This window comes from Actinomadura sp. 7K507 (genome assembly GCF_004348425.1).
Lineage (GTDB): Bacteria > Actinomycetota > Actinomycetes > Streptosporangiales > Streptosporangiaceae > Spirillospora.
On the sequence record NZ_SMKK01000094.1, the window covers coordinates 1 to 13,294 of the forward strand.

Below are 13,294 nucleotides of genomic sequence, written 5' to 3' on the forward strand. Positions count from 1 at the left end.
CCCCGGATGCGACTCGAAGATCCGGGTCTCAAGCCCGACCTCTTCGAGCTTCTCCGCGACGTACTCCGCCGCCACCCGCTCCCCCGGCCCCGAGTGATCCCCAGGGTTGCTCGTATCGATCCGGATCAGCTCCTGGCAGAACCGGACGACCTCGTCCTCAGCAGTCGGCTGCTGGCCCACAGTGATCACCTTCGCGCCTCGCGTCCTGACGTACCGTCCCCCATGGTGCCCGCCGATCGACTTCGCCGCGACTCGCCACCTTTGGTATGGTGAACCGGCCGCAGCCACGCTGCGGCCTGCAACCTGTCCGGGTGGCGGAATAGGCAGACGCGCTAGCTTGAGGTGCTAGTGCCCTTTACGGGGCATGGGGGTTCAAGTCCCCCCTCGGACATTATGTGGACGAAGTGGGACAGATGGCTATCTGTCCCACTTCGTTTTTCTGTGGCGAGAAAGGACGGCGTCCGGCCGCCTGCGGTGGCGACGCGAGGATCGGGGCTGGCTTCTGGGATGGCCAGTCTTGGGTGGCGCCCACCTCATCGGCCTATCAGCACGACTCCTAACCGACAGCGCCGAGGACGCTGTCCGTTACCACGACGACCTTTTGCGCCAAGCTCCGGCAGTGCATTCGATCGCACGGTGGGTACACGGCCTCGACTAAGTGCCCTCGCAGCACGCTCAACCACGTGTGGATGCGAGCGCCACACACGACAGCCCTACGTACTCAGCGTGATCCGGTAAAGTTCGCCGATCGCGACGCGGGGGGCTGGGCACAGATGTTTGTGGTCGCCAATCGCCCACGGCCCGCGCGGTTAGGGGATTGGGAAACACGGCGGGATTATTAGGCGGGTGCCGGGGTGGGTCGAGCGGGTAGGCGATCATCCCCGTACTTGAGCTGTCGGCCGCTCGCGGAACGCGGCGTGGTGCTGTAGCCGGACGTGCGGAGGCCCGGGAATCCCGTAGGTCGGGGCTCCCGGGCCTCTTGGCGTGGTTCAGCGGGACGGCTGGATCAGATCACCAGGTTGACCGCGCCGAACCGCGGCCCACCACGGCGCCATCAGGACGTCGTGCGCGGTCTGCGTTCACGCCGGGACGGTGCCGATCAGGTCGCGTGCGGCGATCGCCACCAGCTCGTGGGCCGTGAGCGCACGAAACGGCCGTCGACCACCACCAGGCATCGGCGCCCGCCGAGTCCAGTGCGGTCAGCGCCGTGTCCAGGCAGGCATCCATCGCGTCGCGGGTGGCGTCCACCGGCTGGTAGTAGCGGGCGGCCTCGGAGGAGGTGCCGGTGTCTCCGCGCAGGTGGACGCGGGCGATCCGGGCGGCGGTGATCTCGTCGGCCTGCGGTCCCAGCAGCCCGGCCAGGGGCGCGTCACCGGCCACCTCCCAGCCCTCGGCGCCGCGGTCGGCCACGGCCAGCAACCGGGCCGTGGTGGTGCCGCCCACCAGATCCAGGACGCCGACCCGGTTGCCGAAGTGGTGCTCGAACACCAACTCGCCGATCGGGAGGCGCCGGGGGGGGGTCAGCGGCAGACCTTCCGGAATTCGATCCCGTCCGGCGCGTACTGGTCCCATTTCTGGCGGGTCAACGCTCCCATCGCTTTGCAGACCGAGTCGACAAGGTCCTTGTCCTCCGGCATTTCCACGTCCCACAGCCGCACGGTGCCGTCGTCGCTGGTGGTGGCCAGGGTGGTGCCGTCGGTGTTGAACGCCACCGACTCCACGTCCCCGATGTGGCCGGTGAGGGGTTGGCCGATCTGCTGGTGGGTGCGGGTGTCCCAGAGCCGCATGGTGCCGTCGTCGCTGGCGGTGGCCAGGGTGGTGCCGTCCGGGCTGAACGCCACCGAGTCCACGGGGCCGGTGTGGCCGGTGAGGGGGTCGCCGATCTGTTTGCGGGTGCGGGTGTTCCACAGGCGCACGGTGTCGTCGTGGCCGGTGGTGGCCAGGGTGGTGCCGTCGGGGCTGAACGCCACCGAGTACACGCCATCGGTGTGGCCCGTGAGGGGTTGGCCGATCTGTTTGCGGGTGCGGGTGTTCCATAGCCGCACGGTGCCGTCGTCGCTGGTGGTGGCCAGGGTGGTGCCGTCGGGGCTGAACGCCACCGAGAACACGGGGGCGCTGTGGCCGGTGAGGGGTTCGCCGATCTGCTGGTGGGCCTGGGTGTCCCAGAGCCGTATGGTGTCGGTGTTGGTGGTGGCCAGGGTGGTGCCGTCGGGGCTGAACGCCATGGACGCCTCGGTGCTGGTGTGGCCGGTGAGGGGTTGGCCGATCTGTTTGCGGGTGCGGGTGTTCCATAGCCGCACGGTGCCGTCGTCGCTGGCGGTGGCCAGGGTGGTGCCGTCCGGGCTGAACGCCACCGAGAACACGGGGCCGGTGGGGCTGGTGAGGGGTTGGCCGATCTGTTTGCGGGTGCGGGTGTTCCACAGCCGCACGGTGCCGTCGTGGCCGGTGGTGGCCAGGGTGGCGCCGTCGGGGCTGAACGCCACCGACTCCACGTCCCCGGTGTGGCCGGTGAAGGGTTGGCCGATCTGCTGGTGGGCGCGGGTGTTCCATAGCCGCACGGTCCCGTCGGCGCTGGTGGTGGCCAGGGTGGTGCCGTCCGGGCTGAACGCCACCGAGTACACGGCGCCGGTGTGGCCGGCGAGGGGTTGGCCGATCTGTTTGCGGGTGCGGGTGTTCCACAGCCGCACGGTGTCGGCGCTGGTGGTGGCCAGGGTGGCGCCGTCCGGGTTGAACGCCACCGAGTACACGCCATCGGAGTGGTCGGTGAGGGGTTGGCCGATCTGCTGGTGGGTGCCGGTGTCCCAGAGCCGCACGGTCCCGTCGTCGCTGGCGGTGGCCAGGGTGGCGCCGTCCGGGCTGAACGCCACCGAGGACACGCCATCGGAGTGGCCGGTGAGGGGTTGGCCGATCTGCTGGCGGGCGCGGGTGTTCCATAGCCGCACGGTCCCGTCGGCGCTGGTGGTGGCCAGGGTGGTGCCGTCCGGGCTGAACGCCACCGAGTACACGGCGCCGGTGTGGCCGGCGAGGGGTTGGCCGATCTGCTGGCGGGTGCGGGTGTTCCACAGCCGCACGGTGTCGGCGCTGGTGGTGGCCAGGGTGGCGCCGTCCGGGCTGAACGCCACCGAGTACACGCCATCGGAGTGGCCGGTGAGGGGCTGGCCGATCTGTTTGCGGGTGCGGGTGTCCCAGAGCCGCATGGTGCCGTCGTCGCTGGCGGTGGCCAGGGTGGCGCCGTCCGGGCTGAACGCCACCGACTCCACGTCCCCGGTGTGGCCGGTGAGGGGTTGGCCGATCTGTTTGCGGGTGCGGGTGTCCCACAGCCGCACGGTCCCGTCGACGCCGGCGGTGGCCACGGTGGTGCCGTCGGGGCCGAAGTCCACGAACTCGGCGTCGGTGAGGATGCCGCGTCCTGGCTTGGCCAGGACGTCAAGAAGGCGGGCACGGTTTTCGGGGGTTTGCCGGAAGTGCCGGGACGCTACGGCCAGGAGCCCCGCAACCGCCGGGTCGGTGGCCTGTTCGCTGCGCGCGAGGAGCTGGCCGGAGACGGCGGCGTCGCGTTGGTGGTTGGCGGTGCGTTGTGCGTTGATGGCCCATCCGGTGGCGGCCAGGGACAGCAGGGTCGTGACGGCAAGGACCAGGGCGGTGATGCGGACGCGGCGGGTGCGGGTGGTCTGGGCGCGGTTGCTGGCGTCCAGCAGGGCGCGTTCGCTCCGGTTGGGAAGCGGCGGGTGTCCGCTGGTGGCCCAGTGCATGGCCTGGTCGAGGGGGGCGCCGGTTAGCAAGTCAGCGCGGCGTCGGCCGTTGGCGTTCCAGGTGTGGGCGGCCTGGCGGACACGGTGGTGGTCGGCCAGCTCCCGGCGGTCGTGGTCGAGCCAATCGCGCAGCCGCGGCCATGCCCGCGGTAGCGCCGGGCGGGTCAGGACGATCCGCTCACCGGGCTCCGGGACCGGCTGCTGCCCGGCGGGTTCGGGATCCTGGCCGCCGGTGATGGCCAGCAGCGGCGCGAAAGCCCGGACCACTCGCCGCAACCCCTCCGCCTCGGCAGGGTTGGGGCGGTCGAACAGCTCCCCCGCCGGTACCGGGCGGATGGACCAGTCGCCCGCCTCCCCGGGCACCACGCAGCGCAGGAACACCTCGGGGACCAGATGCTGCTCTTCGGGCGGCAGCGCGGTGTAGGCGGACTCGGCGAGCTTGCCCAGCGCGGGGTCGCCCGGCTCCCATCCGCTGTGCGGGGCCGCCTGTGCCGACCCCAGATTCATCAGGTCCTCCAGACCGGCGTCCTGGTTCGGGTCGCCGGTCAGCGCTGTCAGGACCGCCCGTGCCGGGGGCCGCCGCAGCGGGTCCTTGTCCAGCGCCGCGGCCACCAGGTCCCGCAGCGGCCCGGGCAGTGCCGACAGGTCCGGATGGTGGTTGCGGACCTGCTCGGCGATCACCGGCAGGCTGCTCCCGGTGAAGGCGTGCCGGCCGGTGGCGGCGAACACCATGATCGCGCCCCAGGCGAACACGTCGGCCTCGGCCCCGGCCCGCTGCCCGCTATACACCTCCGGCGGCATGTACCGCAGCGTCCCCACCAGCCGGTCGTCCCCGGTGGCCGAGTGGGTGTCCACCGTCCGCGCGATCCCGAAATCGATCAGCCGGGGACCATCGGGCCCCAGCATCACATTGCCCGGTTTCAGATCTCGGTGCACCACCTTGGCCTGGTGGATGGCCGTCAGCGCGGTGGCGATCCCCACCCCCAGCCGGTGCAGCTCGTCCCCATCGAACCGGCGCGCCGGGCGCTGCGGCCCCCCATCGACCGCGGCCTGCAGGCTCACCCCCTCGATGTACTCACTGACCATGTAGGGCCGCGGCGGCTCCAGCCGCACCTGCACGATCCGGGCGGTGCAGAACGAGGCGACCCGCTGCGCCGTCCGCGCCTCGGCCGCCATCTGCTCCAGCTCCCGCGGCGAATCGGCCGCCCCGTGCAGGACCTTCACCGCCACCCGCGCCCCGTCGGGCCCGTAGGCTTCGTACACCACTCCCTGCCCGCCGGCTCCCAACCGCCCCGCCAGCCAGAACTCCCCGATCTTCTCCGGATCCCCGGGCTCCAGTCGGTCCACCAACCCCAACAGCCACCTTTCCTGTTCGACCGGTACCCCCGGCCGCGAATCACCACGGTCGATCTCCCAACGGTTGTGACACCCCCCGAACGGGCGAAGTTCTCCACATGCCCCTCCGACGTCCAAACGGTTGGAAATTAACGGGACCGGGGGCATCGCCACTCCAAGCGTGGAAATGACCTCAAGGGGGCAGGTGATCAGTCAGAACGAGAGCTTCGCCCGCTTCCGCGCCACCCACCACGTCAGCTCCGACCACGTCATCGACTCGACGGAGACGCACTCTGGCATCAGCGTGCAGACCGCGACGTGGTGCAGCTTTCGAAGAACGAAAATGTCGGGGGTATCAGGATGCCGAGTCGGGCAGGGGCGCCTTCCCCAAGGCGAGGCCGATGATCACGTAGATCATTTTGATCGCCTACCCCCAGGAAGAGGTGAGTATGGCCTCGCTGATGGTCAGGGCCGTCGAAAATGCGATGTTCCGTGCCCGAGGAATCGTGCGGGTTCCCAAACCGCAGGCTTCGACAATGCCGGTGAGGTCGCGTTCCTGACGGTCCGTCATCCGGAAGGCGCAGGCATCGTTCGCCAGGACGTCGCGAGCTGCATATCCGTCGTGTGCATCGACGGCTCGCCGGATGGTGTCGGCGGCGAGATCGCCGACCGCATGCTTGGTGCTCTGGACGGCGTCCTCCAACACCGGGAGTACAAGGTCACCGCCGTCCGAGGATGAGAAACCCTCATTGATGCGCCTGAGCAGCGGATACAGCTCCGACCTGTAGAACCGGCCGTAGTAATTCATCCATCCCGCCACGATCGGGTTGAGCCATCGTGCGAGATCGTGCTCGGTGAGGTTGGTACGACGGTGCAGCCGCCAGGACCACAACCACCCCGCTCATCTTCCGCATGGCGGTCTTGCAGACCGCCGGACCGAATCCGGTGAACACCGTCCCGTGCCTGCTGCGGACTGCCCGAGCCCCGGAACGTGAACCCTAGGAAGTCGAACGCCGTGTGCTCGCACTAGGAGTCCCGGTGGCGATAGATCGACGGTTCATCCGACGGCTGGCGACAGCAGCGGCGTTCTCAGCCGCGCGATGCCGATCAGATTTGGGCATTGGTGCAGCTCACTCCGCGTACGGGCCTGGCAAGTTTGCTACGATGGCTAGTCAGAGCTTTCCGACAGGAATCCGATATACGTCGCCGATCGGAATCGATGTCGGCATGTGCATTTGGTTGTGGTCGCCCCTCGGACACAAACCATTTGCACATGTGGAAGTCGGGACGACCTTGGCTTCCACTAGTTTTTTCTGTGGGTAGTACATCATCTTCAGGCCGAGCTTCGCGTAGAGGTCCGCCTTGTCGTCGGGGTGAGCGTTGACGACGGCGTGAGCAAGTTCGCCGGTCTCGTGCAGCAGCTCCGCCAGCCCGTCGCTGGAGACCGCCTGATCCGCCGGGATGGCGCGAAGCTCCCCTTCCAGCCTGGCGCGTTCCTGCTCGGTGTCGTTGATCCACCGCGCGACCTGGACCGCGTCCGCACCCGCGTTGAGGGCGGCCCGGTACTGGTTGAGCCGCTGGTCGCAGGTGCTGAGCTGCTTGCGAAGCTGCACGGCGGCGGAGTTCTCGGTACCGCTGATCTGTTCGGCCATCGCCTCGATCGTGGCCTCGGCGCGGTGACGGCTGAGTTTGGCGTCGCAGGCGGCGATCTTCGCGCGGGCCTGGTCGTGTCAGCGGCGATCGGCTGTTCTTGAGCTTCGTGGAGGCCGGCGATGGTCTGCTTGATGCGGTGCGGGGCGAGGGTCTTGGCGAGCCAGCCGTCCACGAGCGCGGTGACGAGGTGTTCGCGGACAAAGGCGTTGCGGGGGTGGCCGCCCACCCTGCCTCAACGTCCTGGCCGGACCCGATCCGGCGTTCGCGGCCGAGTCGATCGTCACCACATTCCGGCGCTGCTTCTCCTCCTCCTGGGGACCCCGCCTGGACGACCTGCTCCGCTCGGCCTGCCTCACCTTGACCCGCGTCAACGGGACCCGCGGCGCCCTGGCCGACATCCCCCGGTTGCTGGTGGACACCCCCTACCGCGCCCGCGTCACCGGGCGTCTCAACGACGAGCTGCTACGCGGGTTCTGGGCCTCATACGACGAACTCACCCCAGCCGCACAGGACGCAGCCAGCGCCTCGCGTAGCGCCCCTTTACCGGGCATTTTCTCGGGCGGGTCTTACGGGACGACGCCCGCCGCGCGGCATTTGACGCCCACTGATGCCGTACTTCGTCCCGGTGAAGGTTCGCCTTACGGGACGGCGCGCCCGCGAGCGATCGTGCGCCGACCCGGCTATGGAATCAGGTCATGTTCTCACTCAGAGCGACCAGCACGAATTTGGTGGGCACCCCAAGATCATGGCGGGGAGTTGATGCTCCGGCTCCGGTTCCACACGTCCAAGTCGTTCGATGATCAGAGCGTCAAGACTTGCAGGTGTCCATTGATCCGCAGTCCCACGGACGTCACCGACCCCGCCGACGCCTTCTTCGTCACCTACCTCAACAACCGCGACTTCTCCGTGTCCATGGAGGAAGTCGTCGCAGCGGAGCCCGGCGTGGACGCGGTGCAAGGGGCTGGCAGCGGCATCCTCGCCGTCACGGCGGAGGCGCTGCCCGGCTTCGTCCTCGCGGACGACGCGGTGAGCGAGTGGACGTGGACTTTCTCCACCGAGGTCGCGCCGACCGGGCGGCCGACTGACGTCGACACCGAGCCGACCCAGCCGCCCGCGGCCGGTGACGGCGGCGGCCACGATGGCGGGTCGCTGGCCACCACCGGCGCCCCCAGGGGGATTGCGGCCGCCGCGCCGGCCCTGCTCGGCGCTGTAAGGGTGGTCGTGCTGCGCCGCCGCCCCGCCACCGTCCGCCAGATCCTCTCGGTGCCCGGCGCGGAGCTGCTCGGGTCTGCGCCGGGCACCGGGGCGGTCCCGCAACCCATCGCATCACCGCGCTCGGCTGACACGGACGTCGTCGCGCGTCGGCGGAAGAGGACGCCACGGCCTCGGAGAGGCGAGGCCGTGGCATGACTGAGGGTGTTAACGCCCGCGCTCCTCGCTGATGGAGTTGGCTCCGTCGACCGTGATCAGCTGACCCGTTATGTACGACGCGCCTTCGCCGGCGAGGAACGCGATCACGTACGCCACCTCGTCTGCGGTGCCGGACCGGCCGACGGGTGTCGCCGCGCCCATCTTCCGCTCGTAGGCGGAGGCGGATGCCGTGTCGATCCACCCCGGAGCGACCGCGTTCACCGTGACGCCCGCCGCGGCCGTGTCGATCGCCGTCGAGCGCGTCAGTCCGACAACGCCGGCCTTCGCCGCGTGGTACGCGACGTCGCCGCCGTAGGCGGCGACGGGCCCTGATACCGAGGACACGTTGACGATACGGCCGTAGCCGGCAGCCCGCATGTGGCCCAGGACGGCGCGGGTCATGAGGAACGTCGTGGTCAGATTCCGATCCAGCGAGGCATGCCAGTGGTCGAGGGAAAGTCTGTCGGTCGCACCCGAGCCGTACGAGCTGGACACGGCAGTCATCCCGGCGTTGTTGACGAGGACGTCCACGCCGCCGAACGAGTCCAGTGCGCACGCGACGACGGCGTCCACGCCGGCCTGATCGGTGAGGTCGGCGATCACCCCTTCCACGCGGATACCCACGGCGCGCAGCTCTGAGACTCTTCCGAAGATGCGGTTCGTCGTCGACGTGATCACCACCTGAGTTCCGCTGGCGCCGAGCAGACGTGCCGCCGCGAAACCGATTCCCTGCGTGCTTCCGGCGCCGGTGATGATGGCGACTGGCGGTCTTTGCGTGGTCATGGTGACGCCTTCCGTTGTTGTGGCATTGCCGCGCCGGAGTCACTGCGGCGGTTGACGGCACATCCCGCGACGATCAGCAGGCCCTCGGCCGCTGTGACTCTCGCCGGGTCGCGAGTGGTGGTGTCACTCGCCCTGGTTGCGTCGAACTGAGCCATGACCAGTGCGGCTGTGCTCGCAAATCCGGACGCGAGGGTGCGACGTCCGGTATCCACGGTCAAAATGGTCAGGACCATGCCGAGGACGGCGAACGCGATCGCGCCCCAGAGTGGGTCCACCGCCGCCAGGAAGAGCGGGACGAACAGAGGGATCGAGTATGCGGTGAAGACCCATCGCGTGCCGGACCGGAGGTACACGTCCGTTGCTTGAGAACTGGCCAACCGGCGATGCATGTCGGAGTCGCTGTAGAAGAACACCCCGACGATGAAGATCCCCAGGAGCGTGGCCGACACACCAGCCAGGCCCAGCAAGAATTCCTCGTCCACTGCGTTCATGAGCGTTCCCCCTCTCTCTGGCGACTCGCCGAACAGGACGCGATGCGCTACTGCGCGTACGACCCCATCTCCGGGTGCGTCCGGACATCTTTCGTTCGTATCTCAGAACCTGTTTTTCCCACACGGTCAAGGGGGTCCCGCTCGACGAACGAAGGAGACGCTGCCGGTGGCCGCGGACACAGGTTCGATGCGGCCACCTAGCTCCGTGATCGGAGGCCCGGCCGATGCGCCGTGGGGGCCGTTCCTGCTCGTCGTCAGCACGGGATCACCGACCTCAGTCCGCCGCATCACACGGTTGGCGACGGATCCGTCAGCGGCCGCACGGCTCGCGCCGCTGACTCCAATGATGAATACCTTCATCGAATGCTCCTCTCCGCCGTCGCAGCTCGTAGATCAGATGCCGGATCCGTCCCGGAGCTCCGTGACAGGAGGATGAGGTGGACCGAGGCGACGGCTCTGCACGCAGGTCCCGGCAATCCGCTCGCCGCCGGTCCCCGAGATCTCCTCAGGCTCGCACCGGTGGCGGAGCCTTCGCATCGGTAGAAGCCCCTTAGGTCACCGAGAGTGTCCAAGAGTGACCTGATCCATCACTTCGGCAGTCGGGACCAACTGCTCATCGCTGTCGTGCAGGACGTGCAGGAGCGCTTCCGTGCGACGGTCCTCAGCCACCTCGACCTGTCGGAGAACCACCCCGGGAAGATGGCTGCGGGCCTACGTCCGCGCGCTCTGCGGGGAGAGCTCACAGGCTGTGGCGGCGCGCGACTTCACGGCAGTCGCCTCCTGGGGCGGCCTGCACGCGCTCCCCGCGGTCTCTGCGGTGTCCGACGAGCACAGCGCATGGCAGCATGATCGGTTCGCCGTCGACGGGCTGGGTGCCGAGCGTATCCAAGTGGTGCGTCGCGCCGCCGAGGGTGTAGCCCTCGCTGCCTCGTATGGCGAGGAGGACGAGGCCAGCATCGGGACGGCCCGCCGCCTGCTGCTCGCACTTGCCACGGACGGCACCTTTCGCACGCCGATATGACGCCGTAAGCCGTGCGCCGGCGTCGCGCGCAACGGCCGTGTCAGGGCAACGACAGTTCTCTGAGCTGGCGACGGGAGGTGATGCCGAGCTTGCGGAAGATGCTGCGCAGGTGGGATTCGATGGTGCGGGGGCTGAGGAACAGTTGCGCACCGACCTCCCGGGAGGTCGCTCCGGTGGCCACCATCCGTGCAACGTGCAGTTCCTGGGGCGTTAGCTCATCGGCGGGTTGGGCGGTGCGTTTGCGTGGGTGCTCGCCGGTAGCGCCTAGCTCGCGGGCCGCGCGCTCGGCGAAGGCTTCCGCCCCCATGCTCGTCAGGAGCTCGTGGGCGGTGCGGAGCTGTTCGCGGGCGTCCTGGCGGCGGCCTTCACGGCGCAGCCACTCGCCATAGACCAGGTGGGTGCGGGCGAGGTAGATCGCCATCCGGCACCCCCGCAGGTACTCGATCGACTCCCGGTAGTGCTGCTCGGCAGCGGGCCCGTTGCTGGTCAGCGCTCGTGATCGCGCCGCGAGCCCGAGCGCCCACTGCGTACCGCTGGCGAGTGCTCGCGAACTGAGCTGCTCGAGCGCGGCACCAGCGCGCTCCTGTTGGCCCGCGCGACACGCCGCCTCGACCAGCTCGGGGAGAGCGAAGCTGGCGTGCGCCAGCTCGTCGGATTTGCATGCTTCTGTTGCGGCGTCCAGGGCGGTTGGGTAGTTGCCCAGAGCATTGTGCAGCACCGCCAGCGCGTACTGAGCCAAGCTTACTCCGCTGCGTCCAGTCGCTACTTGCACGCTAGCCGTGTGCAGCCGGGCCGTTTCGTCCTGCTGGCCGCGCCAAGCGGCTAGCACGAGCCGAGCGGCATGCCAGGGCAGGGCCCCCGTCGCCTGTGCGAGAGCGCCTTCCGCGGCGGCCAGCTCGGCAGCCCGAGCGAGTCTGCCGGAGAGCACCATGTCGAACGATTGGATGAGGAGCGCCGTGGGCAGTGTCGCGAGTGCACCGACCTCGCGGGCGTACCGAACGTTTCGGCTGGTCAGCACGTGGAGCAGGTCGTCGTCGAAGAGCGCCAACGCGATGCGGCTGGCCAACCACAGCCAGCGGGCGTCGCCGTCGCTCGCGACCTGAGAGCGGGGTTGGTGGGCGCAGAACGCCTCGAGCGCGCGGCGTAGTCCGGGCACGCCCGCCTCGTACCCATCGACGACTGCCGTCACCAAGCCGTCGAGCAGCAGATCCGCAGGCCTGGGTTCTCCCAGTGCAGCGGGTGCGTCCCGGGCGGCTTCAGCCACCTCCCGCACACCACGGCCGGGGCCGGGGCCGCCGATGACGGTCGCAGCCCCCAGGGCCTGCAGGTAGGTCTCGCGGGACAGGGCGGGGTCGAGCGGGGCGAGGGTCGCGGCGGCGGCGAGCAGCATCCGCGGCACGTCATTGCCTCGCGTCAGGTGGAACGCGATCCGGGCGCGGAGCAGCTCGAGACGGGCCTGCGGTAGGGCGTCCAGCGGCCCGGTGGCTGCGATCGCCAACAGCTCCAGAGCTGCCTCGCTTGCACCGGCCTCATGCTTGGCGTGCGCGGCCTCGAGCGCCCGGCTCGCCCGAGTGGCAGGCTCAGGGGTGAGCTCGGCCGCCCGTTTGAGAAAGGCACCCGCAGCGGCCAGCCCACCTCGGGCACGCGCCCGGTCAGCCGAACGCTCCAGGCCCGCGGCGGCGTCTTCGTCGAATCCGAGGACTTCCTGCGCGTGGTGCCACGCACGGCGGTCCGGGTCGGCCGCGGGGTCGGTCGCCTCTGCCAGCGCACCGTGGGCGCGGCGACGGTCCGGTGGTGCAGCGGCATGGTAGACCGCCGAGCGCACCAACGGGTGGCGGAACCGCACCCGGGCGCCAATCTTCAGCAGCCCGGCGAGCTCGGCGGGCCTGGCCGCCTCGGGGGAGATACCCAGGTGTTCGGCCGCTCGCAACAAGAGTGCCACCTCGCCGGTCGGCTCGGCCGCGGCGACCAGCAGCAGTACCTGAGTCTCGGCTGGCAGGCTGCCAGAGCGGCGCTGGAAGCTCTGCTCGATGCGGCGCGGGACGTCGAGTGCGTCGGGCAAGGCGTAACCGCCGGCCAGCTGTGCCGCAGGGGCGCTTCTGGGCAACTCCACCAGTGCGAGGGGGTTCCCCCGCGCCTCGGCGAGTATCTGCTCGAACACCCCAGCATCGAGCGGGGTACGAACCGCCGTGGCGAGCAGCGCCCGCGCGTCGGCTTCGCCGAGTCCGTCCAGGCGGAGCTCGGGCAGTCCCGCGAACGGGGCAACGTCCCCCTCGGCGTCCCCCTCGGCGGAGTCGCGTAGTGCGAACACGAGCGCCAGATGTTCCGCCGCCAGCCGTCGTGCCACGAATGCCAGAACCTGTGCGGACGCCTGGTCCAACCACTGGGCGTCGTCGACGAGGCAGAGCAGCGGCCCCTCCTCGGCGACCTCGGCCAGCAGGTTGAGTGTCGCCAGGCCCACGTGGAACCCGTCCGGCGCAGTACCGTCGCGCAACCCGAACGCCACGTTCAAAGCAGTCTGCTGCGGATCGGGCAGCGCACCCATTCGGTCCAGCAATGGCGCACAGAGCTGGTGCAAGCCCGCGAACGCGAACTGCGTCTCGGACTCCACCCCGACCGAAGACTCCACCCGGAAGCCAAGTGGAACGGCCGTGTCCCGAGCGTGCTCGAGCAGTGCCGTCTTCCCGATACCCGCCTCGCCACGCACGACGATGGCCCTGCTACGACCGGCCCGTGCCTGCGCGAGGACATCGTCGACCGCTTCGCGCTCTGCGCGCCGGCCCAGGAGATCGATCAGAATCGCTCCCGTCAGTGTCGACCCGGTGCTTTGCACCGGCTTAAGTAATTCT

Annotated in this window: 9 protein-coding genes, 1 tRNA gene and 1 pseudogene; 3 read left to right on the forward strand and 8 right to left on the reverse strand. The window is 69.4% G+C overall.

Translation table 11 applies throughout. The features are described from left to right. Window positions 1-189: pseudogene (locus E1285_RS21645) on the reverse strand (hypothetical protein); the annotation flags it as partial. Between the two features lie 116 nt (window positions 190-305). Between E1285_RS21645 and E1285_RS21650 the strand changes: the two are divergent. Beyond that, a tRNA-Leu gene (locus E1285_RS21650) sits at window positions 306-391 on the forward strand. 620 nt (window positions 392-1,011) lie between these two features. On the opposite strand, the gene E1285_RS21655 is transcribed toward E1285_RS21650, so the two are convergent. The 4 genes from E1285_RS21655 to E1285_RS21670 form a co-directional block, all read right to left on the reverse strand. Further along, window positions 1,012-1,491, reverse strand: a complete 480-nt coding sequence (locus E1285_RS21655) for a hypothetical protein (protein WP_132154860.1) — start codon at window positions 1,489-1,491, stop codon at window positions 1,012-1,014. 29 nt (window positions 1,492-1,520) lie between these two features. After that, window positions 1,521-5,099 carry a protein kinase gene (locus E1285_RS21660; RefSeq protein ID WP_243722962.1) on the reverse strand — a complete coding sequence of 1,193 codons (3,579 nt, stop codon included), beginning with the start codon at window positions 5,097-5,099 and terminating at the stop codon, window positions 1,521-1,523. Window positions 5,100-5,514: 415 nt separating this feature from the next. Beyond that, complete coding sequence (locus tag E1285_RS21665; protein ID WP_207946719.1) at window positions 5,515-5,979, reverse strand: group II intron maturase-specific domain-containing protein; 465 nt, start codon at window positions 5,977-5,979, stop codon at window positions 5,515-5,517. Between the two features lie 280 nt (window positions 5,980-6,259). After that, window positions 6,260-6,739 carry a hypothetical protein gene (locus E1285_RS21670; protein ID WP_132154864.1) on the reverse strand — a complete coding sequence of 160 codons (480 nt, stop codon included), beginning with the start codon at window positions 6,737-6,739 and terminating at the stop codon, window positions 6,260-6,262. A gap of 829 nt (window positions 6,740-7,568) precedes the next feature. Here E1285_RS21670 and E1285_RS21675 point away from each other — a divergent pair. Continuing rightward, the gene (locus E1285_RS21675; RefSeq protein WP_132154866.1) at window positions 7,569-8,150 is read left to right on the forward strand and encodes a hypothetical protein; all 582 of its coding nucleotides are present in this window, start codon (window positions 7,569-7,571) and stop codon (window positions 8,148-8,150) included. Between the two features lie 9 nt (window positions 8,151-8,159). Here E1285_RS21675 and E1285_RS21680 read toward each other — a convergent pair whose 3' ends face one another. Further along, window positions 8,160-8,933, reverse strand: a complete 774-nt coding sequence (locus E1285_RS21680; protein ID WP_132154868.1) for an SDR family NAD(P)-dependent oxidoreductase — start codon at window positions 8,931-8,933, stop codon at window positions 8,160-8,162. After that, the gene (locus tag E1285_RS21685) at window positions 8,930-9,424 is read right to left on the reverse strand and encodes a hypothetical protein (protein ID WP_132154870.1); all 495 of its coding nucleotides are present in this window, start codon (window positions 9,422-9,424) and stop codon (window positions 8,930-8,932) included. Before E1285_RS21685 ends, E1285_RS21680 begins: the two co-directional genes overlap by 4 nt. Before the next feature lie 748 nt (window positions 9,425-10,172). Between E1285_RS21685 and E1285_RS21690 the strand changes: the two genes are divergently transcribed. After that, entirely contained in the window at window positions 10,173-10,445 is a 273-nt protein-coding gene (locus E1285_RS21690; RefSeq protein WP_132154872.1) for a hypothetical protein, read from the forward strand. A 40-nt stretch (window positions 10,446-10,485) separates the two neighbouring features. Here the strand turns inward: E1285_RS21690 and E1285_RS21695 are convergent, their stop codons facing one another. Continuing rightward, entirely contained in the window at window positions 10,486-13,278 is a 2,793-nt protein-coding gene (locus E1285_RS21695; RefSeq protein ID WP_243722959.1) for a LuxR family transcriptional regulator, read from the reverse strand. Window positions 13,279-13,294: the final 16 nt, after the last annotated feature.